The 25,671-nt window shown below is 75.8% G+C and carries 26 protein-coding genes and 1 tRNA gene; 14 read left to right on the forward strand and 13 right to left on the reverse strand.

Going from position 1 to position 25,671, the window contains the following annotated elements:
• The first annotated feature begins 38 nt into the window (after positions 1-38).
• The 4 genes from ACWIZO_RS13880 (at position 39) to ACWIZO_RS13895 (ending at position 3,195) form a co-directional block, all read left to right on the forward strand.
• Positions 39-1,220 carry an Ig-like domain-containing protein gene (locus ACWIZO_RS13880; protein WP_448638256.1) on the forward strand — a complete coding sequence of 394 codons (1,182 nt, stop codon included), beginning with the start codon at positions 39-41 and terminating at the stop codon, positions 1,218-1,220.
• An 89-nt stretch (positions 1,221-1,309) separates the two neighbouring features.
• Positions 1,310-1,723: a hypothetical protein gene (locus tag ACWIZO_RS13885; RefSeq protein ID WP_448638257.1), complete on the forward strand. Its 414-nt coding sequence runs from the start codon at positions 1,310-1,312 to the stop codon at positions 1,721-1,723.
• A gap of 105 nt (positions 1,724-1,828) precedes the next feature.
• Positions 1,829-2,911 carry an exo-alpha-sialidase gene (locus tag ACWIZO_RS13890; protein ID WP_448638258.1) on the forward strand — a complete coding sequence of 361 codons (1,083 nt, stop codon included), beginning with the start codon at positions 1,829-1,831 and terminating at the stop codon, positions 2,909-2,911.
• A complete protein-coding gene (locus ACWIZO_RS13895) occupies positions 2,908-3,195 on the forward strand; it encodes a ubiquitin-like small modifier protein 1 (protein WP_448638259.1) in 288 nt (95 codons plus the stop codon). The genes ACWIZO_RS13890 and ACWIZO_RS13895 overlap by 4 nt, the downstream gene beginning before the upstream one ends.
• Positions 3,196-3,208: 13 nt before the next feature.
• Here the strand turns inward: ACWIZO_RS13895 and ACWIZO_RS13900 are convergent, their stop codons facing one another.
• The 3 genes from ACWIZO_RS13900 to ACWIZO_RS13910 all read right to left on the reverse strand — a co-directional run bounded on the left by ACWIZO_RS13900 (position 3,209) and on the right by ACWIZO_RS13910 (position 5,424).
• A complete protein-coding gene (locus ACWIZO_RS13900; protein WP_448638260.1) occupies positions 3,209-3,454 on the reverse strand; it encodes a hypothetical protein in 246 nt (81 codons plus the stop codon).
• Between the two features lie 162 nt (positions 3,455-3,616).
• Positions 3,617-4,267: a response regulator gene (locus tag ACWIZO_RS13905; protein ID WP_448638261.1), complete on the reverse strand. Its 651-nt coding sequence runs from the start codon at positions 4,265-4,267 to the stop codon at positions 3,617-3,619.
• A complete protein-coding gene (locus ACWIZO_RS13910) occupies positions 4,264-5,424 on the reverse strand; it encodes a sensor histidine kinase (RefSeq protein WP_448638262.1) in 1,161 nt (386 codons plus the stop codon). The genes ACWIZO_RS13905 and ACWIZO_RS13910 overlap by 4 nt, the downstream gene beginning before the upstream one ends.
• A 131-nt stretch (positions 5,425-5,555) precedes the next feature.
• Here ACWIZO_RS13910 and ACWIZO_RS13915 point away from each other — a divergent pair, with 131 nt between their 5' ends.
• The 4 genes from ACWIZO_RS13915 (at position 5,556) to ACWIZO_RS13930 (ending at position 8,337) form a co-directional block, all read left to right on the forward strand.
• On the forward strand, positions 5,556-6,446 hold the full coding sequence (locus ACWIZO_RS13915) for an ATP-binding cassette domain-containing protein (protein WP_448638263.1): 891 nt from the start codon (positions 5,556-5,558) through the stop codon (positions 6,444-6,446).
• On the forward strand, positions 6,443-7,195 hold the full coding sequence (locus ACWIZO_RS13920; protein ID WP_448638264.1) for a hypothetical protein: 753 nt from the start codon (positions 6,443-6,445) through the stop codon (positions 7,193-7,195). Before ACWIZO_RS13915 ends, ACWIZO_RS13920 begins: the two co-directional genes overlap by 4 nt.
• A 103-nt stretch (positions 7,196-7,298) precedes the next feature.
• Entirely contained in the window at positions 7,299-7,499 is a 201-nt protein-coding gene (locus ACWIZO_RS13925) for a DUF1918 domain-containing protein (RefSeq protein ID WP_446759315.1), read from the forward strand.
• Positions 7,500-7,599: 100 nt separating this feature from the next.
• Positions 7,600-8,337, forward strand: a complete 738-nt coding sequence (locus ACWIZO_RS13930; RefSeq protein WP_448638265.1) for a GAF and ANTAR domain-containing protein — start codon at positions 7,600-7,602, stop codon at positions 8,335-8,337.
• Positions 8,338-8,379: 42 nt separating this feature from the next.
• Here the strand turns inward: ACWIZO_RS13930 and ACWIZO_RS13935 are convergent, their stop codons facing one another.
• The 8 genes from ACWIZO_RS13935 to orn form a co-directional block, all read right to left on the reverse strand.
• A complete protein-coding gene (locus ACWIZO_RS13935; protein ID WP_446759317.1) occupies positions 8,380-8,568 on the reverse strand; it encodes a hypothetical protein in 189 nt (62 codons plus the stop codon).
• Between the two features lie 103 nt (positions 8,569-8,671).
• Entirely contained in the window at positions 8,672-9,895 is a 1,224-nt protein-coding gene (locus tag ACWIZO_RS13940; protein WP_448638266.1) for a CaiB/BaiF CoA transferase family protein, read from the reverse strand.
• 95 nt (positions 9,896-9,990) lie between these two features.
• Positions 9,991-10,728: an acetoacetate decarboxylase gene (locus ACWIZO_RS13945; protein WP_448638267.1), complete on the reverse strand. Its 738-nt coding sequence runs from the start codon at positions 10,726-10,728 to the stop codon at positions 9,991-9,993.
• The gene (locus ACWIZO_RS13950; RefSeq protein ID WP_448638268.1) at positions 10,728-11,669 is read right to left on the reverse strand and encodes a 3-hydroxyacyl-CoA dehydrogenase NAD-binding domain-containing protein; all 942 of its coding nucleotides are present in this window, start codon (positions 11,667-11,669) and stop codon (positions 10,728-10,730) included. The genes ACWIZO_RS13945 and ACWIZO_RS13950 overlap by 1 nt, the downstream gene beginning before the upstream one ends.
• Before the next feature lie 106 nt (positions 11,670-11,775).
• Entirely contained in the window at positions 11,776-12,828 is a 1,053-nt protein-coding gene (locus tag ACWIZO_RS13955) for an IS110 family transposase (protein ID WP_448638269.1), read from the reverse strand.
• A 255-nt stretch (positions 12,829-13,083) separates the two neighbouring features.
• Positions 13,084-14,709, reverse strand: a complete 1,626-nt coding sequence (locus ACWIZO_RS13960) for a peptide chain release factor 3 (RefSeq protein WP_448638270.1) — start codon at positions 14,707-14,709, stop codon at positions 13,084-13,086.
• A gap of 265 nt (positions 14,710-14,974) precedes the next feature.
• Positions 14,975-15,050 (reverse strand) — tRNA-His (locus ACWIZO_RS13965).
• A 58-nt stretch (positions 15,051-15,108) separates the two neighbouring features.
• On the reverse strand, positions 15,109-15,810 hold the full coding sequence (gene orn, locus ACWIZO_RS13970) for an oligoribonuclease (protein WP_448638271.1): 702 nt from the start codon (positions 15,808-15,810) through the stop codon (positions 15,109-15,111).
• Positions 15,811-15,974: 164 nt separating this feature from the next.
• Here orn and ACWIZO_RS13975 point away from each other — a divergent pair, with 164 nt between their 5' ends.
• Both ACWIZO_RS13975 and ACWIZO_RS13980 read left to right on the forward strand, forming a co-directional pair.
• A complete protein-coding gene (locus ACWIZO_RS13975; protein WP_448638272.1) occupies positions 15,975-17,201 on the forward strand; it encodes a hypothetical protein in 1,227 nt (408 codons plus the stop codon).
• Positions 17,202-17,328: 127 nt separating this feature from the next.
• Positions 17,329-19,263 carry a hypothetical protein gene (locus tag ACWIZO_RS13980; RefSeq protein WP_448638273.1) on the forward strand — a complete coding sequence of 645 codons (1,935 nt, stop codon included), beginning with the start codon at positions 17,329-17,331 and terminating at the stop codon, positions 19,261-19,263.
• 39 nt (positions 19,264-19,302) lie between these two features.
• On the opposite strand, the gene ACWIZO_RS13985 is transcribed toward ACWIZO_RS13980, so the two are convergent.
• A complete protein-coding gene (locus tag ACWIZO_RS13985) occupies positions 19,303-19,914 on the reverse strand; it encodes an SACE_7040 family transcriptional regulator (RefSeq protein ID WP_448638274.1) in 612 nt (203 codons plus the stop codon).
• Positions 19,915-20,074: 160 nt separating this feature from the next.
• On the opposite strand from ACWIZO_RS13985, the gene ACWIZO_RS13990 reads away from it, so the two are divergent.
• Both ACWIZO_RS13990 and ACWIZO_RS13995 read left to right on the forward strand, forming a co-directional pair.
• Positions 20,075-21,229: an acyl-CoA dehydrogenase family protein gene (locus ACWIZO_RS13990; RefSeq protein ID WP_448638275.1), complete on the forward strand. Its 1,155-nt coding sequence runs from the start codon at positions 20,075-20,077 to the stop codon at positions 21,227-21,229.
• Between the two features lie 146 nt (positions 21,230-21,375).
• The gene (locus tag ACWIZO_RS13995; protein ID WP_448638276.1) at positions 21,376-22,230 is read left to right on the forward strand and encodes a cyclase family protein; all 855 of its coding nucleotides are present in this window, start codon (positions 21,376-21,378) and stop codon (positions 22,228-22,230) included.
• 30 nt (positions 22,231-22,260) lie between these two features.
• Here the strand turns inward: ACWIZO_RS13995 and ACWIZO_RS14000 are convergent, their stop codons facing one another.
• Positions 22,261-23,283, reverse strand: coding sequence for an NADPH:quinone reductase (locus ACWIZO_RS14000; protein WP_448638277.1), 1,023 nt, complete (start codon positions 23,281-23,283; stop codon positions 22,261-22,263).
• Positions 23,284-23,565: 282 nt separating this feature from the next.
• Between ACWIZO_RS14000 and ACWIZO_RS14005 the strand changes: the two genes are divergently transcribed.
• Both ACWIZO_RS14005 and ACWIZO_RS14010 read left to right on the forward strand, forming a co-directional pair.
• A complete protein-coding gene (locus tag ACWIZO_RS14005) occupies positions 23,566-23,757 on the forward strand; it encodes a hypothetical protein (RefSeq protein ID WP_448638278.1) in 192 nt (63 codons plus the stop codon).
• A gap of 52 nt (positions 23,758-23,809) precedes the next feature.
• Positions 23,810-25,669, forward strand: a complete 1,860-nt coding sequence (locus ACWIZO_RS14010; protein WP_448638279.1) for a putative bifunctional diguanylate cyclase/phosphodiesterase — start codon at positions 23,810-23,812, stop codon at positions 25,667-25,669.
• The last annotated feature ends 2 nt before the right edge of the window (positions 25,670-25,671 follow it).

Raw genomic sequence — 25,671 nt, forward strand, 5'->3', positions numbered from 1 at the left:
CTCCCGGTGCGGCTCACGGCGACGAGGAGACGGCACGGGTGCGACGGACAGCGGCACTGGTCACGGCGGGGGCGCTGGCCCTGCTGGCGGGGTGCAACGGCGGGGACGACGGGTCGTCGGCGGCGGCCCCGTCCACCGCGCAGAACGCCCCGGCGCAGGTGCAGGTGGCCCCGGCCGACGGCTCGGCCGACGTCTCCCCGGCCATCCCGGTGGAGATCTCCGTCACCGACGGCGAGCTGGCCGAGGTCACCGTCGTCGACGCGGCCGGCGCCCCGGTGCCCGGTGAGGTGGCCGACGGCGACACCGAGGGCACGGAGGTCTGGACGCCGGAGAGCCCGCTGGCCTACGGCACCACCTACACGCTCACCGCCACGGCCGAGGACGCCGAGGACGACCCCGTCGAGGCGACGAGCACCTTCACCACCGTCACGCCCGAGACGCTCGGCACCCCCTCGGTCGGCCCGCTCGACGGCACCACCGTCGGCGTCGGCATGCCGATCCGCGTCTACTTCGACCAGCCGGTCACCGACAGGGCCGCCGTCGAGAGCCACCTGCTGGTCACCAGCTCGACCCCCACCGACGGCGTGTGGAGCTGGCTGAGCGACAGCGAGGTGCACTTCCGGCCCTCGGAGTACTGGCCGGCCGACACCGAGGTGACGCTGCAGGCCGACCTCTACGGCGTCGAGCTCGGCGACGGCGTCTGGGGCGAGAAGGACCGCACGGTGTCCTTCTCCATCGGCGACCGGCACGTCTCGGTCGCCGACGCGGCCACGCACACGCTCACGGTGTACGACGGCGACCGGGTCGTGCAGACGTACCCGATGAGCGCCGGCAGCGACGCGAACCCGAGCCACAACGGCCCGCACGTCGTGCTCGAGTCCTTCCGCGACATCACCATGGACTCGAGCACGTTCGGTCTGGCCGTCGACGCCCCGGGCGGCTACCGCACCGACGTGGAGTACGCCGTCCGCATCTCCAACAACGGCGAGTTCGTGCACGCGGCCCCGTGGTCGGTGTCCTCGCAGGGCAACGCGAACGTCTCGCACGGCTGCATCAACCTCTCGACCGAGCGGGCCGCCTGGTTCTACGACTTCTCCCGGCCCGGCGACGTCGTCGAGGTGCAGAACTCCATCGGCCCGGCGCTGTCGGCGTCCGACGGCGACGTCTACGACTGGGCGGTCCCGTGGGACGAGTGGAGGGCCGGCAGCGCGCTGAAGTGAGCGGCCGCTGAGCGCCTGACCACGCGTTTCACGGGTTTCATGATCGGCCCGTGCGGGCATCTGCCCACCACTCTGGGGAGGGGATCGTCGTGGAGACCTGGTTGATCGTCCTGCTCGTCGTCGTCGTGCTGGTGGTGCTGGCCCTGGTGGGTCTGGCGCTGGCCAAGCGCAGCCGCGTCGCCGGCGCCCGCCGCCGCGAGCAGCAGCGCGCGCAGGCCCGCGAGCACCTCGAGGAGGCCCGGCTGCGCGGGGCGCAGGCGGAGAAGGAGCAGGCGCTGGCCGAGGAGCAGGCCGCCCGCGCCCGCCGGGAGCGCGCCGAGGTCGAGGAGCGCACCCGACTGGCCGAGCAGGAGGCCCGGCAGCGGGCCGCCACCGCGCAGGAGCACGCCTCGGCCGCCGAGCGCCTGCGCGCCGAGGCCGAGAAGCTCGCCCCTGGCCTGGGCGACGGCGACGGCCGCGCGCCGGTGACCGGTGACGGCCCCGGGGGTTCCACCCGCCGCTGACCGGGTGCCTCCCGGCTGACGACGCCCTCCGCTCAGTTCCGCCGTCCCGCACGGTCTGCCCCCGCAGGGGGCCGCACCGGGCCCCGGAGACGACCGGAGGGCACCGTGGCCGACCTGCTCGCCATCGGCACGCGCAAGGGGCTGTGGCTGGCCCGCAGCGACGACGACCGCCGCACCTGGACCCTCGACGGGCCGCACCTGCTGTCCCAGGAGGTGGCCGCGGTCGGCGTCGACGTCCGGGGCCCGGTACCCCGCGTGCTGGCCGGCGTCCAGTACGGCCACTGGGGCCCGACCGTGACGTGGTCCGACGACCTCGGCCGCACCTGGTCGGAGACCGACGAGGGCGCCATCCGGTTCCCCGCCGACACCGGTGCCGCGCTGGCGCGCGTCTGGCAGCTGCGGCCCGACACCGCCGGGCGGCCCGGCGTCGTGTGGGCCGGGTGCGAGCCGCACTCGCTGTGGCGCAGCGACGACGGCGGCCGCTCGTTCACCCTCGTCCGCGGGCTGTGGGACCACCCGCACCGGCCCACCTGGGCGCCCGGTGCGGGCGGCGGCGCGGTCCACACCGTGCTGCCGCACCCGTCCTCGGACCGGGTCACGGTCGCGATGAGCACCGGCGGCGTCTACGTCAGCGACGACGGCGGGGAGAAGTGGGAGCCGCGCAACTCGGGCATCAGCGCCGTCTTCCTGCCCGAGCCCGCCCCCGAGTACGGCCAGTGCGTGCACAAGGTGGCCGTCGACGCCGGCGACCCCGACCGGCTGTACGCCCAGAACCACTTCGGCGTCTTCCGCACCGACGACGCCGGCGTCTCGTGGACGTCGATCGCCGGCGGGCTGCCGGCCGACTTCGGCTTCCCCGTCGTCGCCTCGCCGCGGACCCCGGGCACGGCGTGGGTGGTGCCGCTGGTCGCCGACGCCGAGCGGGTGCCGCGGGGTGGGCGGCTGCGCGTGCACCGCACCCGTGACGCCGGCGCGACGTGGACCGAGCTCGGCGCCGGCCTGCCCGACGGCTGCTGGACGGCGGTCCTGCGCGACGCCGTGTGCGTGGACGAGGCCGAGCCGACCGGCGTCCACGTCGGCACGAGGGACGGGTGCGTCTACGCCAGCCGCGACGAGGGCGAGCGGTTCACGCTGGTGGCCGACCACCTGCCCGACGTCCTCTGCGTGCGCGCGGCGCGGCTGCCGTGAGCGCCCCGGTGGAGGTGCTGCTGCCCGGCGTCCTGGCCGACCTGGCCGGAGGTGCCCGGCGGCTGCAGGTGCACCCGGCCGCGGCGACGCTGGCCGGGCTGCTCGACGCGCTGGCCGCCGAGCACCCGGTGCTCGAGCGGCGGATCCGCGACGAGGCCGGCGCGCTGCGCCGGTTCGTCAACGTCTACGTCGACGGCGAGGACGTCCGCTTCGCCGGGGGCCTGACCACCGCCGTGCCCGGCGGCGCGCAGGTGCAGGTGCTGCCCTCGGTCGCCGGCGGCTGAGCCGGAGCGAGGGTCAGAGCAGCGCGAGGGTGGCGCACTCGGGGCAGAGCTGGTGCTCCTCGTAGTCCTGCGGTGGCCACTGCGTCTGCTCGTCGACGGCGACGTAGGCGCCGCACAGCGACTTGCGGCTGCGGCCGTTGACCCGGCCGATCGTGGCATGCGCCGGGCCGATCTGGCGGGGCTGGAGGCCGTCGGGGCTGCCGACCGAGCCGACCATCACGACCGCGTGCGCGGTCCCGTAGGAGTAGGCAGTCGTCATGCCGCCAGGGTCCGAGCCCGCGCGGGGGCCGCCGGGCACCCGGGCAGCGCGTGTCCGGCGCACCCGTCCCAGCCGTCCCACCCGGCACGCCGGGGACCGGGAGGCGGGCAGCGGGCCCGCGGTCATCCGCGCGGCGGCGCTGCGCACGGCCGCCGTCGCTGGTCACCCGAGCGGCACCAGTCCCGACTCGTAGGCGGTGATGACCGCCTGCGTGCGGTCCCGGGCGCCGAGCTTGCGCAGCAGGCTGCTCACGTGGGTCTTCACCGTCTGCAGGCCCAGGTACAGCTCGCCGGCGATCTCGCCGTTGGACAGTCCGCGCGCCATCAGCACGAGGATCTCCCGCTCGCGCGCGGTCAGGCCGGTGAGCGCCCGGCGCCCGCGGGCGTGGACCGGTGCGTGCCGGACGGCGAGGGCCCGGATGGCGGCGGGGAAGAGCAGGCTGTCGCCGCGGGCGACGACGCGGACGGCGTCGACGATCTCGGCCGGGCGGGCCCGCTTGGGCAGGAAGCCGTCGGCGCCGGCGTGCAGGGCGGCGTAGACGTTCTCGTCGTCGCCGAAGGTCGTCACCACGAGGACCCGCGGGGGCTGCTCCAGCCGGCGCCGCAGGTCGCGGGTGGCCTGGATCCCGTCGACCAGCGGCATGCGGATGTCCATGACGACGACGTCCGGGCGCACCGAGGCGACCAGCGGGACGACGACGGCGCCGTCGGCTGCCTCGCCGACGACCTCGATGTCCTCCCGGGCGTCGAGGATGGCGCGCAGCCCGCCGCGGACGAGCTCCTCGTCGTCGACGAGCAGCACCCGGATCGTCACGCCGCACCCGCCAGGGGCAGCCGGACGGCCACCTGCCACCCGCCGTCCACCGGCCCGGCCGAGGCCGTCCCGCCGAGGACGGCGGCGCGCTCCCGCAGGCCCGCCACCCCGCTGCCGCCGCCGGGGGGAGCGGGGGCCGGCACGGGCACGGGGTTGCGGACGTCGAGCTCGAGGGCGTCGGCGCGCACGCCGACGTGCAGTGCGATGGGCACCGGTCCGGCGTGCCGCAGCGCGTTGGTGAGCGCCTCCTGCGCCATGCGGTAGGCCTCCCGGGAGACCAGCGGCGGCAGGTCGCCCACCGGTCCCTCGACCCGCAGGTCGACGGGGGCGCCGGCGGCCCGGGCGGCGCGCACGAGCCGGGCGACGTCGGCCAGCGTGGGCGGGTCGCGGGGCGGTGCGCCGTCCCGCAGCAGCGCGAGGACCCGTTCCAGGTCGGCGGCGGCCTGCCGGGCGCTGTCCTCGACGGCGGTCAGGGCGGCGTCGAGGACGGCCCGGTCGCGCCCGGCGGCCTCGCGGGCGGCGCCGGCCTGCAGCAGCGTGACGGTGAGGGCGTGGCCGATCGAGTCGTGCAGCTCCGCGGCCAGGCGGGTCCGCTCCAGCAGTCGCTCGGTCCGGACCTGCTCGGCCCGCAGCCGTTCGGCCGGCGACGGGTGCAGCAGCCGACGGGCGGTCGCCGCCGCGAGCGCGCCCAGCCCGGCGAGGACGTACCCGGCTGCCAGCACCACCACGGCGGCGGCCGGCACCGCCGCCCAGCCCGGCAGGTCCGTGCCGGGGCGCAGGAGGGAGGCCACCGTGACCGTGGCCGCGCCGGTCGCCTGACCGGCGAGCACGCCCAGCTCCACGCGGACACAGAGCCACAGCAGCAGCCGGCCGCGCTCGGACCACGTGCGGGACGGCTCGACGGTGACCTCGTCGTCGCCCGGCAGCAGCAGCGCCCGGGCCTGCACGCCCTCGCTGCGGCGCACGACCGGCACGCAGGCCAGGACCACGAGCAACGGCAGGGGAGCGAGGAACAGACCGGTCAGCGTACGGGGGGACGCGTCGGGCAGACCCGGCCACACCAGCGCGCAGGCGACGGCGAACCACAGGCCCAGGGCCAGGTGGAGGACCCGCGCCCACGTCGTCCTGCTGGTCACGGGGCGGAGCAGCCTGCGCACCGCCTCATCCTCCCGTGCCCGGTGAGGGGGGCACCTCCCGCTCGGGAGGGAGACGGTCGGACCGGGCGGGGGAGGCGCGCAGGCGGCGCCGGGGGCGAGCGTGGTGCCATGAGAGACGCCGGGAGGAACCCGTGATCGAGGTGCGCGGACTGGGCAAGCGGTACGGCACCGCCGTGGCCGTGGACGACCTGACCTTCGACGTGCCGGCGGGCGTGGTCACCGCCTTCCTCGGCCGCAACGGTGCGGGGAAGTCGACCACGCTGCGGATGGTGCTCGGCCTGGACCGGCCGACCAGCGGTACCGCACGCGTCGGCGGGCGCCCCTACGCCGACCTCCCCGTGCCCCTGCGCACGGTGGGCGCACTGCTCGACAGCGGCGCGGCCCACCCCGGCCGGACCGCCCGCAACCACCTGCGCTGGCTGGCCGCGAGCAACCGCATCCCCGCCCGCCGGGTCGACGAGGTGCTCGACCTGGTCGCCCTCGGGGCGGCCGCCGACCGCCGGGTCCGGGGCTTCTCCCTGGGCATGCGCCAGCGGCTGGGCATCGCCGGGGCCCTGCTCGGCGACCCGCCGGTGCTGCTGCTCGACGAGCCGACCAACGGCCTGGACGCCGAGGGCATCCGCTGGCTGCGCGGCCACCTGCGCGACCTGGCCGGGCAGGGGCGCACCGTCCTCGTCTCCAGCCACCTGATGGGCGAGGTCGAGCTGACCGCCGACCACCTGCTCGTCATCGACCGCGGCCGGCTGCTCGCCGACACGCCGCTGCGCTACCTGCTCGCCGACCCCGCCGGGCACCTCCTGCGGGTCCGCAGTCCGCAGGCCGGACGGCTCCGCGACCTGCTGGTCGCCGACGGCGCGACCGTCACCGCCGGCGACGGCGGGTCCCTGTCCGTGGCCGGGCTGCCCCCGGAGCGGATCAGTGCGGTCGCCGCCGACTCCGGCGTGCCGCTGCTCGAGCTGACGGCGGTCGAGCGGTCCCTGGAGGACGCCTTCCTCGCCCTGACCGCCGGGGGTGCCGCGTGACCGCCGTCGTCCCGGTGCTGCGCGCCGAGTGGATCAAGGCGACCACCGTGCGCTCGACGTGGGTCTGCCTGCTGGCCTACGCGGTCACCGTCTTCGGCGTGAGCGTCGGTGCCGTGGCCGCGATCGGGGAGCCGCAGGCGGCCCAGGCCGACTACGACCCCGGGGTGCTCGCCTTCTACGGCCTGAACTTCGGGCACGTGGCGGTGATCGTGCTCGCCGTGCTGCTGACCGCCGGGGAGTACGGGCACCGCACCGTCCACACCTCGCTCACGGCCGTCCCGCGCCGCGGCGTCCTCCTCGCCGCCCGGTTCGCAGTCGGCGCCGGCTCGGTGCTCGTCACCGCGGCGGGGACCGCGCTGGCCACCTTCCTCACCACGCAGGCGCTGCTGGGACCGGCGGGGATCCCGCTGGACTCGCCCGGTGCGGTCCGCTCGCTGGTCGCCGCCGTCGTGCAGCCGACGGTCCTGGCGGTGTTCTGCATGGCCGTCGGGGTCCTGGTGCGCGACCAGTCCGGGGCGCTGAGCCTGCTGGTGCCCTTCTTCTTCCTCGTCTCACCGGTCCTCGAGCTCGTGCCGGTGCTGCAGGACGTCGTCCAGTTCCTGCCCGACCGTGCCGGCGCCGTCGCCGTCCGGACGTACGGCCGCCCGGTCGACGTCTTCGGACCGGTGACCGGACTGGTGATCTGCGCGCTCTGGGCGGTGGCCGCCGTCGGTGTGGTCCGCTGGGACCTGCAGCGCCGGGACGCCTGAGCGCCGGTCCGCGCCCGGCACGGGCGAACTCCTTGCCCGCTCCCGGCTCCGCGAGCAGGCTGGGGCCCACGACAGGGACCGGGGAGTGCGCCGGGAGGCCGCCGTGGAAGCTCACGTCGGGGACAGGATCGTCGTCCGTTCCACACACCAGGGGGAGCCGGAGCGCACCGGGGTGGTCCTCGAGTGCCACGAGCCCGACGGGGGACCGCCGTACCGGGTGCAGTGGGAACCCGACGGTCACACCGGGCTCTTCTACCCCGCCGGGACCGCCGTCGTCGTGCAGACGGACCCCTCGCGCAGCTGACCGGCTCCCGACCCCGGCTCCCGGGCTCGGCGGTGCCGGTGCGCCGGTCAGGCCCTCGCGCGCCGGGAGCGGGGTCCTCTGCTGCGGGTAGGTTCCGCACATGGCGGCCTCCGCGAGCGGTCCCGGGCGGGACACCGGCACCGCACACGACCTGGCCGAGGCGATGAGCCGGACGGCACGGCGGCTGCAGGAGGAGCACGGCGACGTCGAGGCCACGCTGCGCGCCATCACCGCGGCGGCGGTCGGGGTCGTGCCGCACGCGCAGGAGTGCGGCATCAGCTACGTGGTCGGCCGCTCGCGGATCGAGCCGCGGGCGTCGACCGGGGACCTGCCCCTGCAGGTCGACGCCCTGCAGGAGCGGCTCGGGCAGGGACCGTGCCTGGACGCGGTCTGGGAGCAGGAGGTCGTCCGGGTCGACGACGTCGCCGCCGACGACCGGTGGCCGGAGTTCGCCCGGCGGGCACCGGAGCTCGGCGCCGCCGCCATGATGTGCTTCCGGCTGTTCGTGGAGGGTGACCGGCTCGGGGCCCTGAACCTCTACGCCGGCCGGCCGGGGGCCTTCGACGACGAGAGCCAGGACGTCGGGCACCTGTTCGCCGCCCACGCCGCGGTGGCGGTGGCCGGCGCCGAGCACGAGCAGCACCTGCGCGCGGGGATGGGCAGCCGCGACGTCATCGGGCAGGCCAAGGGCATCCTGATGGAGCGGCACAAGCTCACCGCCGACCAGGCCTTCGGGGTGCTCACCCGGGTGTCGCAGGAGATGAACCGGAAGCTGGTCGACGTCGCCCGCGAGCTCACCGACACCGGAGCCGTCCCCGGCCGCGACCGCCGCGACTGACGCACCCGGCGTGCGCGGCGGCCGCCGCGGCGCGGGCGGCGGCTACTCCCGCACGACCCACACCTCGGCCGGCCCCTGGGCGGTGTCCTGCACCTGCACGGGCTCGAACCGCTGGTAGACGCCGAACCAGCGCGGACCGTCGTAGACGAGGACCGACGACACGAGCAGTTCCGGCGGCACGTCGTCGACCTCGCCGTGCCGTGGACCGCCCCAGTGGAAGACCAGCGGCATGCCGGGACGGTAGTGGACCCGGCGCGGCGTGGCGGCACCGGGGACGCGGCCCGGGGGACACCGCCGCTGCGGCGTCCCCCCACTGCTGGGGCGGCGCGCGGGCTCAGGCGCCCGGCCGCCCGACGACGCCGTCACCGACGAGGACGGCGAGGTCGTCCCCGGTGACGCCGAGTTCGGTGAGGACGGCCTCGGTGTGCTCACCCACCGCCGGTGCCGGCCCGCGCGGGCCGACGTCGCCGCCCTGCAGGCGCAGCGGTGCGCGCACGGTGCGGAACCGCCGTCCGGTCGCGTCGCCGACCTCGGGGAACAGTCCGTCGGCGGCGGCCTGCTCGTCGGCGGCGAACTCCGCGACGGTGGACGCCGGTCCCCAGATGAAGCCGCGCTCGTCGAACAGCGCGCACCACTCCGCCAGCGGGCGGGAGGCGAAGGCCTCGTCCATCAGCCGGGTGAGCTCGGCCATGTGGGCGGCGCGGGCGCCCCGGTCGGCGAAGCGCTCGTCCTCGGTCCACTCGGGGTGCCCCACGGCCTCGCAGAACGGCGCCCACCACCGGGGCTCGGGCATGAACAGCAGGATCCAGCGGCCGTCGGCGCACCGGAAGCCGCCGTGCAGGGCGTGCGGCCGGGCCACCCGGCCCTGCGGCGTGGGCGTGACGCCGTCGACGAGCGTGGCCGACAGGTCGCTGGACATCGTCCACGCGGCGGCGGCCAGCAGGCTCACGTCGACGACCTGGCCCTCGCCGGTGGCCTCGACGACCCGCAGCGCGGCGAGGACGCCGCCGAAGAGCGCCAGCGCCGCGGTGTGGTCGCCCTGCGCCGGGCGCAGCCGCGGCGGCGCGGGGTTGGCCGGCTCGCTCATCGCGTCGAGGACGGCGCCGCGACCGAAGAAGGCGGTGAGGTCGTAGCCCGGGCGCGCCGCGTCCGGCCCCGAGGGGCCGTAGCCGGTCAGGGTGGCGTGCACCAGGCGCCGGTTGAGGCCCAGCAGGGTGGCCGGGTCCAGGCCGTACCGGGCCTGCCGGGAGGGCAGCAGGTTGCAGAGGAAGACGTCGGCGCGGGCGGCCAGCCGGCGGACCAGGTCGGCACCGCGCTGGTCGTTGACGGCGACGGCGATGCTGCGCTTGCCGCGGTTGTCCATCTGGAAGGCCGCGTCGATCGGCGCCTCCCCCTCGGGGACCCGCGGCTGCCGGGTCGCGCCGCGCATGGCGTCGCCCCGGAGGGGCTCGACCTTGACGACGTCGGCGCCCATGTCGGCCATCAGCGCGGCGGCGCCCGGGGCGGCCATCCAGTTGGCCACCTCGACCACGCGCACGCCCGCCAGCGGTGCCACCATCGCCTGCTCCTCCCTCGATCCGCGTCACTCACGGTGGCCCCGCTGCAGGGTCCCGCCGCGAGCCTGCGAGCGGTGGGGGGCAGCAGGGTCCTCCTTCAGTCCTGCAGGTAGTCGAAGACGAGGCTCGCCCGGCCCAGCGTCAGGTCGGCGAGGATGTGGCTGGCCGAGACGACCTCGCGCACGGGCAGGTCGGCGAGCGGCGCGAGCGCGTGCTCGAACAGTTGCAGCCGGGCCGGCCCGGTCCAGGCGCCGCGGACGGTGATGTCGGTGATCTGGCTGCGGACGAGCTCCAGGATCCGCGGGCGCCGGTCGTAGCCGGGCAGCACCTTCAGCCCGAAGGTGGGCCGGCCGACCTCGGCGACCGCGTCCTCGGCGCTCATCGGCGCGTGCTTGTAGCCCATCGTCGCCGTCGCCACCCGCAGCGTCCCGTAGTCCAGGGTGCCGACGATGGTGTCGGAGTCGACGTAGAGGCTCGGGGTGCCGGACTTCTTCGGGAAGGCGCTGATCTCCCGGCCGCTGGCGATCGAGGCCAGGCTGTCGACGTACATGGCGTGCAGGTAGTCGGCGCTCTCGCCCTCGTACTCGACCTGCAGCACCTGCCCGGACTCGGTGAACGACCCCAGCCCGGTGACGTCGGGCATCCGCATGACCTCGAACTTGACCAGCGGGTCGGCGACCGTCAGCGGCTCGGGCACCACGCGCCGCATCGCCTCGGCGTCGGTCCGGTACAGGATGTTGAGGTACTCGCGGCCGGTGAAGCGGTACCGCCCCGAGGGGTAGGCCGGCGCCCCCAGCGGCGTCGTCGGCTGCCGGCGGACCTCCTCGACGTCCATCAGCTGCGCTCCCCGCGGGCGGCGTCCCGGGCCTCGATCACCGCGAGCTGGGCCCGGTCCCGGGCCTCGGTCAGCTGCTCGTAGCCGCGCCCGGCGAACCGCTCCTCCACCTGGCCGCTGATCAGCTCCACGGTCGCCTCGTCCAGCTCGGGCTGTTCGACGACCTTCCAGCGGCGGGCCATGCCGGGGCCGAGGTGCTCGAGGAAGTGTCGCATGCCGCCGGGCCCGCCGCCGAGGTGGAAGCTCTCGAACGGGCCGGCGGTCGCCCAGCGGAGTCCGATCGACTCGGTGACGATCTCGTCGAGCTCCGCGGCGCTGACCACCCCCTGCGAGACCAGCCACACGCACTCCCGGAACAGCGTCGACTGCAGCCGGTTGGCGACGAACCCGCCGATCTCCCGGTGCAGGACGACCGGCTTCTTCCCGACCGAGCGGTAGAAGTCGACCGCCGTCTCCACGGCCCACGGCGCGGTGCGCTCCCCGGGCACCACCTCGACCAGCGGCAGCACCTCGGGCGGGTTGAACGGGTGGCCGACCACCAGCCGCTCGGGGGTGCGCATCCCCCGTGCCAGGTCGCTGGGCATGAGCGCCGACGTCGACGACGCGATCAGCGCCCGCTCCGGGGCGGCGGCCTCGATCCGGGCGAACAGCTCCTGCTTGAGCGGCAGCCGCTCGGGGGCGTTCTCCTGGACGACGGCGGCGCCGGCGACGGCGGTCTCGACGTCGTCGACCACCTCGATGCGGGCCAGCACGTCCGCCGCGTCTCCGGTCCCCGGTTGCAGGCGGGTCAGGTGGCGCACCGCCGCCTCGACCTCGGGGCCGAGGCCCGGCCGCGGGTCCTGCACGCGGACGGGATGGCCGTGCGCGGCGAACAGCGCCGCCCACGACAGGCCGATGGTCCCGGCCCCGATGACCGCGACGGTGCCCTGACTCCGGTCCACGTGCGCCCCCAGCGCGCTCGTCCCGATCCCCACGAGCATCGGAACACACCCGGCCGCGCGGTGCGACTCAGGTCACACCCGAGCCGGTCGACGCTCCTATGACGCGTCAAGCCGCGGCCGGTGGTGATTCGAGGCGGCGGTAGAGCTCGCGGGCGATGTAGCGCTTGAGGCAGCGTTTGATCTCGCGGTCGGTCTTGCCCTCGGTGCGGCGACGGTCGGCGTAGGCACGGGTGCGTGCGTCGCGTTGCAATCGGCTGAGGACGACGGTGTGCAGGGCGCGGTTGAGCTGGCGGTCGCCGGAGCGGTTGAGCCGGTAGCGGACGGTTCTGCCCGAGGACGCCGGGATGGGGGCGGCGCCGGCGAGCATGGCGAAGGCGGCGTCGTTGCGGCAGCGGCCGGGATGGGACCAGGCAGTCAGCACGGTGGCGGCCACGATCGGACCGACTCCGGTCAGCTCGAGCAGGTCCGGCCGCCAGGTGCGCACGATGGCGCGGATGGCCTGCTCGTGGCCGAGGGCTTCGGCCTCCAGGAAGCGGATGCGGCCGGCCAGGTCGTGCAGCACGGTCAGCGCGGTGACGGTCTCGACGTCTCCGCTGCTGGCGCCCGGTCGGAGTCGGGCGGCGGTGGTGATCATGGCGCGGGTGGTCTGTCCGCGGAACCGGGCGCGCACCGGCTCCGGTGCGGTGATGACCATCGCCAGCAGCTGCCGCTGGGCGGTGCTGGCGGCCTCCACGGCGGCGCGGCGGGCGGTCAGCCGCATCTGCAGCGCGGCGCGCTCGGCGCCGGACTTGGGCTGGGCCAGCCGGGTGCGGGCCAGTGCGTCGCGGGCGGCGCGCTCGGCGTCGATCGGATCGGACTTGGCCCCGGCCCGCCGGGCGGGGCGCTTGGGCCGGTCGAGTTCGACGACCATCTCCTCGGCGGCGGCCAGGTGCCGGGCCAGGCCGGCGCCGTAGCCGCCGGTGCCCTCCATCGCCCAGGCGCGCAGGCCGGAGTGCTGTTCGGCCAGTTCGACCAGTGCGGCGTAGCCGTCGGGGTCGGCGGGCACCGTCGCGCGGGCCAGCACGCCGCCGGTGCGGGCGTCGAGGACCGCGGCGGTGTGGGTTTGGCTGTGGGTGTCGACGCCGATGACGACCTCGACGGTGTCTGCCAGCATGGACATGCGTTCTTCTCCTTGACCGGGGGGGTACGCGGCAGGTCCCGGTCCGGTGCGGAGATGGCAGGACTGTGATGAGACACGCCAGCGGCTACTGGCGGTCAAGCTCCTGATCAGGCCAACGTCTCCGGCCGGGCCGGTGCCGGCAGCAGCGGGCGGACAAGTCGCTCGAAGGGCACGAAGCCAGTCAGACGAAGGGTCACGTCCACTGCTGCCGACCGTCAGCCCATCACCGAAGGACCGACCCGGCCAGCCTCACAGTCAGCCGAGCTGGGCGGCGACCAGGGGCTCGAGCGTCACGTCCGGCTTGCCGTTGCGCACCACCCCCATGACCCACTTGTTCGTGAACAGCGCGAGCAGCTCGCCGTCGCTGCGCTGCACCACCTCGGTGCCGGTGGTCGCGGTGATGCGCGGCACCGAGGGCTCGTCGGTGCGCATCGCGAGGGTGTAGGGGAGCGGCTCGAGCCGCACCGGAGCGGAGAACTCGTGCTCCATGCGATGGGTGGCCACCTCGAACTGCATGGGCCCCACGACGGCGAACACCGGTGCCTGCTCCCCGCGCCGGTCCGAGCGCAGCACCTGGACGACGCCCTCGGACTCCAGCTGCTCGATCCCGCGGCGGAACTGCTTGTGCTTGGCCGTCTCGACGCTCCGGACGACGGCGAAGTGCTCGGGCGCGAAGGTGGTCAGCGGCGGGAAGGTCACCGGGCGCCCGGAGTACAGCGTGTCGCCGACGTGCAGCGCCGAGGCGTTGACCAGCCCGACGACGTCACCGGGGTAGGCGACGTCGATGCTCTCGCGCTCGCGGCCGAAGACGTGCTGGGCGTACTTCGTCGCGAACGGGCGGCCGGTCGACGCGTGGGTGACCACCATGCCGCGCTCGAACACCCCGGAGCAGATCCGGATGTAGGCCAGCCGGTCGCGGTGGGCGGCGTCCATGCCCGACTGCACCTTGAAGACGAACGCGCTGAACGGCGCGTCGACCGGGCGGGGCACCCCGTCCCCGTCGGGCCGGGCGGCGGGTGCGGGGGCCAGGTCGACGAGGACGTCCAGCAGCGCGCCCACGCCGAAGTTGGAGACCGCGGAGGCGAAGAGCACCGGGGTCGTCACGCCGGAGAGGAACAGGTCCTGGTCGTGCTCGCCCGCCGTCGCGGCCAGCAGGTCGGCCTCCTCGCACGCCCGGGCCCAGGCGTCGGGCTCGCGGGCCGCGGCCTCGGCGGCGGAGAGGACCTCCTCGGGGGCGACCGTGGCACCCCCGGCGGTCCGGGTGTACCGCCGGTAGCTGCCGTCGCGCCGGTCGAGGACGCCGCGGAAGTCGCCCGCGATCCCCACCGGCCAGGTCAGCGGCGTCGACGTGAGACCGGTCCGCTCGGCGACCTCGTCCATCAGCTCCAGGGCGTCCTTGCCGGGGCGGTCCCACTTGTTGACGACGGTGACCACGGGGATGCCGCGGTGCCGGCAGACGGCGAAGAGCTTCATGGTCTGCGCCTCGAGGCCCTTCGCGGCGTCGACCAGCATGACCGCGGCGTCGACGGCGGTGAGCACGCGGTAGGTGTCCTCGGAGAAGTCGGCGTGCCCGGGGGTGTCGAGGAGGTTCACCACGGCGCCGCGGTGGGAGAACTGCAGCGCGGCCGAGGTGATCGAGATCCCGCGGGCCTTCTCCATGTCCATCCAGTCCGACACCGTGCCGCGCCGCCCGGCCTTCCCGTGCACCGCGCCGGCCTGGCCGATCACGCGGGCGTGCAGGGCCAGTGCCTCGGTCAGCGTCGACTTGCCGGCATCGGGGTGGCTGATGACGGCGAACGTCCGCCGCCGTGCGGCCTCGGCGACCACGTCGGCCGACGAGGATCCTGCGTCGTCCGGGCGGATCGGGGCAGGCGCGGTCATCGTCGGTCTCCTGGTGTGGTGCGGTCGTCCCTCCCGCCGGCGCTCCGGCGGGACCGGTGCCGTGCACCGGTCGGTCACGTGGTGCAACAGCCCGCGGGCGCCGCACACTCCCGTCCTCCCGACGGGCCGCCGCGGGGAGCCGAGCCCCGGCCGACCGCCCGCGTCGACCCGCAGGTCCCGGGGACCCGCCAACGCCTCCGTCGGCCGTCCCGGGGCTCGGACGCGGGGAGGCCCTGGCCGGCGAACCGGTCAGGGCCTCCCTGCGTGGGGTGAGTGACGGGGCTCGAACCCGCGACACCCAGGATCACAACCTGGTGCTCTACCAGCTGAGCTACACCCACCACGTGCACTCCCGGGGCACACGGCACCGCGGAGCACGGACGAGGATACCGGAGCCGGTCAGCTCCCCGACGCGGCCGGGGGTGTGCCCTCCGCCGCGTCGGCGTCGCCCTGGTCCGGAGCGCTCGCGTCGGCGGCGGCGAGGACGTCGGCGAAGGAGGTCGAGACCTCGCCGGCCGCGCGCTGGGCCTGCGACGTCGAGGGGCCGGGCGCGTCGACGAACAGCGTCCGGCGGTAGTAGGCCAGCTCGCGGATCGACTCGATGATGTCGGCCAGCGCCCGGTGCGCCAGGCCCTTGGACGGCTGGGCGAAGTAGACCCGCGGGAACCAGCGGCGGGCCAGCTCCTTGACCGAGCTGACGTCGACCATCCGGTAGTGCAGGTGGTCGTCGAGCTCGGGCATGTCGCGGGCGAGGAACCCGCGGTCGGTGCTGATGGAGTTGCCGCACAGGGGGGCGGTGCGCCGCTCGGGCACCCAGCGCTTCACGTAGGCCAGCACCTGCTGCTCGGCCTCGGCCACGGTGAGCGTGGAGGCCCGCACCGACTCGGTGAGCCCCGACTTCGCGTGCATCTCGGTGACGACGTCGGCCATGCCCTCGAGATCGGCGTCGTCAGCGGAGATCACCAGGTCCAGGCCCGGGTCCAGGATCCGCAGCTCCGAGTCGGTCACGACCACCGCGATCTCGATCAACTTGTCCCGGGTGAGGTCCAGCCCGGTCATCTCGCAGTCGATCCAGACCAGGTGCCCGCCGTTCTCCGCCACGACGCCCGACCCTACGGGGCGCCCGGCGGGGCGTCCCGTCCGTCCCGGCCACCACGCGTGTCCGCCCCGTGACACATCTGTTCCACCGGCGCGGCGTGAGGGGTCGGAATCGGCCACTCCCGCCGCTAGGCTCGGCCACTCGCCCCGCACCCCAGGGAGACCCCGTGCCCCATCCCGCCCCCGCTGTCGCGCGCCCCGGAGCGGTGCCCTCGGCGCCGGGCTCGCTGGCCGCCGGGCTGCGGCACCCGCTCGCCCTGCTCCGCTGGCTGTGGCTGACGTACACGACGCCGGGCCGCCCGGGGCGGCCGACCAGCCCGACCGAGCTGCGCTGGATCTACACCGCCTGGCTCGGCGCCTTCCTGCTCAAGATGCTGGGCTCCTCGTGGGACGTCTCCTGGCACTTCCGGTGGCTGCGCGACGACCTGGCGCCCCCGCACCTGCTCAACTCGGCGGGTACGGCGGTCGTCATCGGCCTGGTCCTGTTCCACGGCTACACCGGCCACGGCGTCGACCGCCGGGCGCTGCGGCTCATGCAGTGGGGGATCGGCACGTTCCTCGTCGCCATCCCGATCGACATCGTCAACCACCGCGTCAACGGGCTGGACATCACCAGCTGGAGCCCCAGTCACGCGCTGCTCTACCTCGGGACGGCGGTGATGCTGGCCGGGGCCATCCGCGGCTGGTGGCTGTACGCCGCGCCGGGCCGCACCCGCGACCTGGTCGCGCTGGGCCTGTGGCTGTTCTTCGTGGAGAACGTCCTGTTCCCCAACCAGCACCAGGAGTACGGCGTCCTGTCGCTGCGGGCCTACGAGGCCGGCCGGACGACGGCCGAGCCGCAGCTGCTCGACTTCGCCGCCGCGCAGGGGCAGTCGCCGACGGCGTTCATGCTGCCGGTGCCCGCCTGGGTCCACCCCGCGTGGCTGGTCTGCGCCGGCCTGCTCGCCCTGGTCGTCGCCCGCCGGGTGGTCGGCCTGCGGTGGACCGCGACCGTCCTCGCCGGTGCCTACCTCGCCTACCGCGCCGTCGTCTGGGCGGGCCTGGTCGCCATCGGCTTCCCGCCGTCGGTGCTGCCGTTCGTGCTGCTCGTCGGCGCGGTCTGCGTCGACCTGGCCGTCACCTACCGGGTGCCCGGCTGGGCCGCCGCCCCGATCACCGCCGCCGCCGTCTACGCCGCCGGCTGGGTGCAGGACTTCGCCGGCCTGCTGCCGCCGTGGGACTGGACCTGGTGGTCGATCGGCCTGGTCGTCGTCGGCTCCACGCTGCTGTGGACGGCGGTCGACGTGGTCGCGCACACCTCCGCCTTCGCCACCTGGCGCCGCCCCGTCGAGCCGGGCCGCACGGCCGACGGCGTCCCCGCCGGTCCGCCGGCGGACGGCGCGTCGCCGCGTTGAGGAGCGGGAACGCCCCGTCACATGACGTAACGTCGGGCGCAGCCGCCCTGGCCGGCCCCGCGGGCCCGACGACCGCTCCCGCGCGCCCCCGGCGCCTGCCCACCGCACCCGACCCCCGGAGGACGACGTGCTGGCCCTGACCCCGACGCCGCTGCAGACGGCAGGGGAGAGCGCCCTCTTCGCCGAGCTGACCCGATGGGACCGCGGCGGGACCGTCCGCGGCGCGGTCGTCGCATCCATCCCCGTCGTCGACGGGCCGATGGAGCGGCGCGTCTCCGACGCCGTCCTCTTCGTGCCCGAGGGGCTGGCGGTCGTGCGCGTCGTCGAGGTGGTGCGCCAGACCGGCGTGGTCACCGCGACCCCCGACGGCTCCTGGACCATCGGCCCCGGCGCCGGACCCGGCGAGGTGCTGCAGCTGGCCGGCGGTGGGTCGACGCCGCTGGACGGGCTCATGCGGGCCGGCATGGACGCCGCCGTCCGGCTGCGCCGCGCCGGTCTCGAGCCCGGCCGGATCGCCCGGCTGACCGTCCTCGTCGGGGACCTCACCGGTCTGGTGCCCGCCGACGGCGACCTCGGCGAGGGCGACCAGGTGGCGCTGCTCGAGCCCCGCTCGCTGCTGCTGGGCATCGCCCGGTCGGCCCGCTACGCCGGCGTGGACAACCCGCGGCTGTGGACCACCGCCGACGTCCGCGCCGCGCTGATCGCGCTGGGGCTGCCCGGACGGGGGCCCGCGGTCGAGGAGCTCAACGGCGAGGGGTTCCCGTACTCGCCCTACGTCCTGCGCAAGCGCGAACTGCTGGCGCCGGCGGCGATGGCCGCCAGCCCGGCGCTGGGTGCCCCGGTCGCCGCGCCCGTCCCCTCGTACGCCGACGTCCCGTCCCACGGCGACGTCCCGTCCCACGGCGACGTCCCGTCCCACGGCGACGTCCCGTCCCACGGCGACGTCCCGCCGGTGCCCGCCGCCGCGCCGCCCGGCCCGCTGGTCGACCCGGTGGCGGCCGCCGCGGTGGCCGTGGCCGCCATCCGCGCCGACGAGGAGGCGGCCGCCCGTGCCGCGGCCGGCGCCGCCGTCGTCCCGGCCCCGGCCGGCGCCGCCGTCGTCCCGGCCCCGGCCGGCGCGCCGTCGGCCTGGCCGGTGCCGCCCGCCGCCCCTGCCGCGCCGCAGGGCCGGACGGCCACCGCCCGCTTCGCCGCGCCGGTGCCACGGCAGGAGGTCCTCTCGCCCGAGGGCCTGCCCGAGGTGGCCGGCGACGAGACCGGCGGCATCGGCGGGCTCTTCGCCGGCGCCGAACCGGTGTCCGAGCAGGTGTCCGAGCCGGCCTCCGCCGTTCCGGTGGCCCCGGGAGCGGCGCCCGCCCCGCTCCCGGTGCCGGCGGACGAGGGGGCGGACCCGCCGGTGCCCCTCGTGGGACCGCGCCGCCGGTCGCCGGCCGCCCGGCGCCGGCTCGCGCTGGCGGTCGCCGCGGCCCTCGCCGTGCTCGTCGTCGTGGTCGGCGTGGTCGTCGGCCTGACCGGGGACGACGACACCGCCTCGGCCACCTCGCAGCAGCCGGCGTCGCCCAGCGCCCCGGCCGCGCAGGTGCCGGCCGGACCGCAGCCGGGCGACCGCACGGTGCTCGACGGTGCGACGTTCGTCCTCCAGCAGGTCCGGACCGAGGACACCTGCACCGGCAACGCCTACGGCGCGGTGGCCGACTTCTTCGAGCAGAGCGACTGCGCGGGCCTGTCGCGGGCGCTGTACTCCACCGACGTCGGTGGCCGGGCCGTCGTCGTCTCGGTGGCGGCGGTGGACATGGGGGACGCCCCCGGCGCCCGGGCGCTGCGGGCCCTGGCCGACCGCAACGGCAGCGGCAACGTCAGCGACCTGCTGCGCGAGGGTGTCCGCTACGCCGGCGGTCCCACCGAGCTCTCCCACGCCGAGTACGCGAGCAACGTCGAGGGGTCGGTCGTCACGATCGTCGAGACGGCGTGGGCCGCGCCCGGTGGTGGCGGCGCGGACGACCTCGACCTCGTCGCCGGCACCGGTCTCGCGCTGCCGGTGCCCGCCTCCGCCGGCGACTGACCTCCCTCCGCCTCTCCGCGGGGAGCGGGGCCCGGTGGGTCAGGCGGTGGCGGCGGCCTCGGCCATCGCGGCGAGCAGGGCGGCCATCGCCGGCCGCGGTAGCCGTCCGGCGCTGTGCGGGGTGGAGTTGACCAGTCCGAAGACCGCGTGCGCGCGGGCCCGGCTGGCGTGCGTGCCCTCCTCGGGGCGCAGCCGGGTCAGGACGTCGACCCACACCTCGACGTAGCGGCGCTGCAGCCGGCGCACGGTCGCGGCGTCGGCGGGCGGCAGCGACGCCAGGTCGCGGTCCTGCACCGTGATCAGCGCGGGGTTGTCGAGGGCGAAGGCGACCTGGAAGGCGACCAGCGCCCGCAGCTGCGCCGCGGGGTCCGGGCCGGCCGCGGCCACCCGCTCGCTCGCGCCGGCCAGCAGCCGCTCGCTGATGCGCAGGAGCATCTCGGCGAGCATCGCGTCCTTGCTGGCGAAGTGGCGGTAGATGGCCGGCCCGGTCACGCCGACGGCGGCCCCGACGTCGTCCACGCCGACCGCCCGGGACCCGCGCTCGGCGAACAGCTGCGCGGCCGCCCGGAGGATCTGCTCCCGCCGCGAGGGCCGGGCGGCGTCGGCCGACAGCGCGGTGTCGGTCCCGGTGTCGGGCGCGCCGGCGGTCACGTCGCGGATGCTAGCCGCCGGCCGGAGCGCTCCCGGCCGCCACTGGACCCCGATGTGAACCGTCGTTAACCTGGCGGCCGAGCGGTGGGCCGTCCGGGCCGGCCGTACGCGCGGGCACCGGGGCGATCCCGCCGGCACCCGCAGGAAGCAGGGGGCACACGTGCTGGACTACCGGCTCGACGAGGAGACCGAGGCCCTGCGGCGGACCGTCCGCGAGTTCGCGCTCGAGGTCGTGGCGCCGCAGATCGGGGAGTTCTACGAGCGCGAGGAGTTCCCCACCGCGATCGTGCGGCAGATGGGCGAGCTGGGGCTGTTCGGCCTGCCCTTCCCCGAGGAGTACGGCGGCTCCGGCGGCACCTACTTCGACCTGTGCGTGGCCCTGGAGGAGCTCGCGCGGGTCGACAGCTCGGTGGCCATCACGCTCGAGGCCGGCGTCTCGCTCGGCGCCATGCCGGTCTACCGGTTCGGCTCCGAGGAGCAGAAGAAGGAGTGGCTGCCCCGGCTGTGCGCGGGGGAGGCGCTGGCCGCCTTCGGCCTGACCGAGCCCGGCGGCGGGTCGGACGCCGGAGCCACCCGCACCACCGCGCGGCTCGAGGACGGCCACTGGGTCGTCAACGGCTCGAAGGCCTTCATCACCAACTCCGGCACCGACCTGACCGAGCTGGTCACCGTCACCGCGGTCACCGGCACCCGCCCCGACGGCGGCAAGGAGGTCTCGGCGATCGCGATCCCGTCGGGGACGCCGGGGTTCACCGTGGGCCCGCGCTACTCCAAGGTGGGCTGGAACGCCTCGGACACCCGCGAGCTGTCCTTCGCCGACGTCCGCGTGCCCGAGGAGAACCTGGTCGGCCAGCGCGGCCGCGGGTTCGCGCAGTTCCTCTCCATCCTCGACGAGGGGCGGGTGGCCATCTCCGCGCTCGCGGTCGGCCTGGCGCAGGGCTGCGTGGACGAGTCGGTGCGCTACGCCGCCCAGCGCGAGGCGTTCGGCCAGCCGATCGGCCGCAACCAGGCCGTGCAGTTCATGATCGCCGACATGGAGGTCCGGGCCTCCACCGCGCGGCTGGCCTACTACCGGGCCGCGGAGAAGATGCTGCGCGGCGAGCCGTTCCGCCGCGAGGCCTCGATCGCCAAGCTCTACAGCTCCGAGGTCGCCATGGACAACGCCCGGTACGCCACCCAGGTGCACGGCGGCTACGGCTTCATGAACGAGACGCCGGTCGGCCGCTTCTACCGCGACGCCAAGATCCTCGAGATCGGCGAGGGCACCAGCGAGGTGCAGCGGATGCTCATCGCCCGCGACCTCGGCGTCGGCTGAGGGAGGCACCGGGCGGCGACGTGCGGTCCCGGCGCTCGGTCCCGGCGCTCGGTCCCGGCGCTCGGTCCCGGCGCTCGGTCCCGGCGCTATGGTGCGCGGACCCCGAGCCCAGGGGCCCGATGACACGGGGACGACGGAGAGCGCGCATGTGCACGGAGCACACGGGCAGGGTGGCGCAGCAGGAACGCGCCGGGACCGGGGCCGGCTTCTCCCGGCGGGCAGCGCTGGGGGGCGGGGCGGCCGCGGCCGTGACCGCCGCGCTGGCCGGTACCGCCCGGGCCGAGGACCGGACACCGCGGGCCCCGGGCCGGGGCGGACGGGGGTTGTGCGACCTCACGCACCCGTTGACCACCGGTCTGCCGACGTTCGACCCGAGCGAGGCGCCGTCCCGCAGCACCGCCGCGACGATCGAGCAGGACGGCTACTACCTGCAGGAGTGGCGCCTCTTCGAGCACACCGGCACCCACGTCGACGCGCCGGGACACTTCACGGCGGGCGGTCGCCTCGCGCCCGAGCTGCGGATCGAGGAGCTCGTCACGCCCGCCGTCGTCATCGACATCAGCGGCCGCGCGGCGGACGAGCCCGACACCGTCGTGACGATCGACGACGTCCGCGCGCACGAGCAGCGCCACGGCCGCATCCCGGAGGACGCCGCCGTCCTCATGAACTCCGGCTGGGGCAGCAGGTTCGACGACCCGCAGGCCTACCGCGGCGCGGACCCGGCGGGGACGCTGCACTTCCCCGGCTTCGGTGCCGACACCTGCGCGTGGCTGCTGGAGCACCGGCGCATCCGCAGCCTCGGCGTCGACACGCTGAGCATCGACCCGGGTGTGTCCACGACGTTCGACACCCACCTGCTGCTCACCGGCGCCGACCGTTACGGGCTGGAGAACCTCGCCTCCCTCGACGGCGTCCCGCCCACGGGCGCGATGATCGTGGTCGGCCTCATCCCGTTCGAGGAGGGCTCGGGCGGTCCCGCGCGCGTGCTCGCCTCCTGGTGAACCCCACGGAGCGCCGCGGCAGCGCGCCCGTCAGGCCGTCACGTCGACCAGCACCTTGCCGACCGCGCCCTCCTCGACGGCGCGGTGGGCCTGGGCGGTCTCGGCGAGCGGGAAGACGTGCAGGGGCAGCCCCGCCTCCTCGCCCACCCGCACGGCGCCGTCGAGCACGGCGGCGTTGACGTCCTCGACGCCGATCACCTTGGCGCGCTCCGGCTCGGTGTAGACCAGCACGAAGTGCCACTGGGCGTTGGGCGTCATCGACGGGCGCACCGGCAGCGTCACCTCGTCGCCACCGTTGTTGGCGTAGACGGCGACGGCGGCGTGCGGCCCGAGCAGCTGCGCGTCGACGGCGGCGTTGGCCGCCGGTGCCACCTCGACGACGACGTCGACCCCCTGGGGCGCCACCTTGCGCACCTCGGTGACGACGTCCTGCCGGCGGTAGTCGACGACGTGCGAGGCGCCGGCCGCGGCGGCCAGCTGGGCCTTGTGCGGACTGCTCACCGTGGCGACGACGGTGGCGTCGGCCCAGCGGGCGAGCTGGATCGCGGCGTTGCCGACCGCGCCCGCGCCGCCCTGCACGAGCACCGTGCGGCCGGCGAGCGCGCCGGGACCCAGCCGGTCGGGCAGCGCCTCCCCGAGGGTCAGGCAGCGGTGCGCGGTGAGGAACGGGATGCCGAGGGCCGCGCCGAGCTCGAACGAGGGTCCCTCGCCGAGCAGTACCGCCTGCCGGGCCGGGACGACGGTGTACTCGGCGGCCGTGCCCCAGCGCCGCTGCCAGGCCGCCTCCCAGACCCAGACGCGCTGGCCGACGACCGCCGGGGCCACGCCCTGCCCGACCGCCTCGACGGTGCCGGCGCCGTCCTGGTTGGGCACCTGGGCGTCGGTGCCGAGTGCGCCGGCGGTGGCGCCCGAGCGCGACTTCCAGTCGGTGGGGTTGACGCCGGAGAAGGCCAGCCGCACCCGCACCTCGCCGGGGCCGGGGTCGGGCACGGGCAGGTCGAGCAGTTCCAGGACCTCGGGGCCGCCGGTGCGGCGGTAGCTGATGGCACGCACACCGCCACCTTGCCCTCCCGCCGGGCAGGCCGCCGGGCGACGCCGGGCCGGGCGCGTCAGGCCGTCGGGACGACCTCGGGCGCGGCCGCGCGCTCGGACTGCACCCGCAGCCAGTGGGAGACGTACAGCGGCAGGGCGATTCCCAGCGTCGTGCCCGCGCCGACCACCTCGAGCACCTCGTAGCGGCGCTGGGAGTCCAGCGACTGCGCGGCCAGGCGCGCCTCCTCCTCGTCGTCCAGCGCCGGGTCGCCGTAGTAGCCGACGCCCGGGTCGGGGTAGGCGATGCCGACGACCCCCTGGACCAGCTGGACGGCCGCGAAGATCGACCCGGGCGCGGAGCTGGGCCGGCTCGAGCCCGGTCTCGACGCGCTGCTCGGGAGCTGGTGGACGCTGCCGGCCGGGCACGCCGCCCGGTCGCTGCCGGTCCTGGCGGGTGCCCTGCCGCGCCGTCGACCGGTTCACCCCCGGGGGTGAGGCCCGGCGCCCCCGCCTGGAGCGGCCCGGCGAGGGGGCCGATGGGGGAGGCATGGACCTCCGCGTGCTCATCCGGCTGCGCAGCCACCTGCCCGAGGGGCGGATGCTGCCCGAGGGGACCTGGCGGAGGCGCCACCTGCTGCTGGTGCGGGTGTCCGCGGCGCAGGCGGCCGGCATCGGCGTCCTGGCGCTGTGCCTGGGCCGCTCGGTCCTGGCCGCCGTGCTGATGGCGGCCGCCACGGCCTACCCGCTGGTCTTCTCCCTGCTGCCCGGTGCCGGCCGCACGCTGCGGACCGCCGGGACGACGACCAGCCTGCTGGCCGCCTCGGTGCTGCTCGTGCACCTGCTCGACGGGCTGACCGAGGCCCACTTCTCCTTCTTCTTCGTCGTCGGCCTGGTCTCGCTGTACCAGAGCTGGGCACCCTTCGGCCTGGCGCTGGGCGTGGTCGTGCTGCACCACGGACTGCTCGGCACGCTGTTCCCGCACTCGGTGTTCGGGCACGCCGCCGCCCACCACTCCCCGTGGCTGTGGGCGCTCGTGCACGGCGGCTTCGTGCTCGGCGCGAGCCTGGCCCACCTGGCGTCCTGGCGGCTCAACGAGCAGCAGGGCCTGCACGACCCGCTCACCGGGCTGGCCAACCGCACGCTGGTGCACGAGAACGCCGAGCGGCTGCTGGCCCGCCGCGGCGGCCCCGTCAGCGTCCTGTTCCTCGACCTCGACGACTTCAAGGACGTCAACGACACCCGCGGTCACGCCGCCGGTGACCAGCTGCTGACGGCGGTCTCCGAGCGGCTGCGGGCCTGCACCCGGTCCGGCGACGAGGTCGCGCGGCTGGGCGGTGACGAGTTCGTCATCGTGGTCGACGGTGGCGCCGAGGTGGCGACGGCGATCGGTGGGCGGGTGCTCGTCGCCCTCGCCGAGCCGGTCGTCGTCGGCGGCCGCCCGCTGACCGTGCACGTCAGCATCGGCGTGGCCGACACCGCCACCGCCGGCGACCGCCGCGCCGGCACCCTGCTGCGCAACGCCGACCTGGCCATGTACCAGGCCAAGGCGCAGGGCAAGAACCGCCTGGTCCGCTACACGCCGGGCATGGCCCAGGCCGCCGAGGACAAGGCCACCCTGCTCGCCGACCTCGCCGTCGCCACCGGAGCCGACCAGCTCGCCGTGCACTACCAGCCGACCATCGCGCTGGCCGACGGGCGCACCACCGGCTACGAGGCGCTGCTGCGCTGGGCGCACCCCGAGCGGGGCATGGTGCCGCCGGTCGAGTTCATCCCGATGGCCGAGGAGAGCGGGCACATCGTCGAGATCGGCCGGTGGGTGCTCGACCAGGCGGTGCGCCAGGCCGCCGTGTGGACGGCGGAGTCCGGCCGGCCCGTCGGCATGGCGGTCAACCTCTCGCCGCGGCAGCTGGTCGACGACGACGTCGTCGGGCTGGTCGACGAGGTGCTGACCCGGCACGGCCTGCCCGCCGGCCAGCTGACGCTGGAGGTCACCGAGGGCGTGCTGCTCAGCGACGTCGACCAGGTCGTCGACCAGCTGCGCGCGCTGCGGGGCCTGGGCGTCCGGATCGCCATCGACGACTTCGGCACCGGCTACTCCAGCCTGTCCTACCTGCGCCGGCTGCCCGCCGACATCGTCAAGATCGACCGCAGCTTCGTGCAGGACCTCGGCAGCGAGGGCCGCTCGACCACCCTGGTCGCCTCGATCATCGAGCTGGCCCGCAGCCTGCAGCTGGAGGTCGTCGCCGAGGGGGTCGAGACGCAGGAGCAGCACGCCCTCCTCGACGACCTCGCCTGCTCGCACGCCCAGGGCTACCTGTTCGGCCGCCCGCAGCCCGCGCCCGCGCACGACCACTCGCAGCCGGCTCCCGCCGGCCCCGCGCCCCGGCAGCCGGCCCCCGTCGCCTGACC

The organism is Geodermatophilus sp. URMC 63 (genome assembly GCF_053502565.1).

Coding starts and splice junctions, on each gene's coding strand:
- ACWIZO_RS14005 (WP_448638278.1), top strand. CDS start 23,566: ATGCCGACGACCCCCTGGACCAGCTGGACGGCCGCGAAGATCGACCCG.
- ACWIZO_RS13940 (WP_448638266.1), bottom strand. CDS start 9,895: ATGGTGGCACCGCTGGCGGGCGTGCGCGTGGTCGAGGTGGCCAACTGG.
- ACWIZO_RS14010 (WP_448638279.1), top strand. CDS start 23,810: ATGGACCTCCGCGTGCTCATCCGGCTGCGCAGCCACCTGCCCGAGGGG.
- ACWIZO_RS13995 (WP_448638276.1), top strand. CDS start 21,376: ATGTGCACGGAGCACACGGGCAGGGTGGCGCAGCAGGAACGCGCCGGG.
- ACWIZO_RS13935 (WP_446759317.1), bottom strand. CDS start 8,568: ATGCCGCTGGTCTTCCACTGGGGCGGTCCACGGCACGGCGAGGTCGAC.
- ACWIZO_RS13945 (WP_448638267.1), bottom strand. CDS start 10,728: ATGGACGTCGAGGAGGTCCGCCGGCAGCCGACGACGCCGCTGGGGGCG.
- ACWIZO_RS13900 (WP_448638260.1), bottom strand. CDS start 3,454: ATGACGACTGCCTACTCCTACGGGACCGCGCACGCGGTCGTGATGGTC.
- ACWIZO_RS13955 (WP_448638269.1), bottom strand. CDS start 12,828: ATGTCCATGCTGGCAGACACCGTCGAGGTCGTCATCGGCGTCGACACC.
- ACWIZO_RS13930 (WP_448638265.1), top strand. CDS start 7,600: ATGGCGGCCTCCGCGAGCGGTCCCGGGCGGGACACCGGCACCGCACAC.
- ACWIZO_RS13960 (WP_448638270.1), bottom strand. CDS start 14,709: ATGACCGCGCCTGCCCCGATCCGCCCGGACGACGCAGGATCCTCGTCG.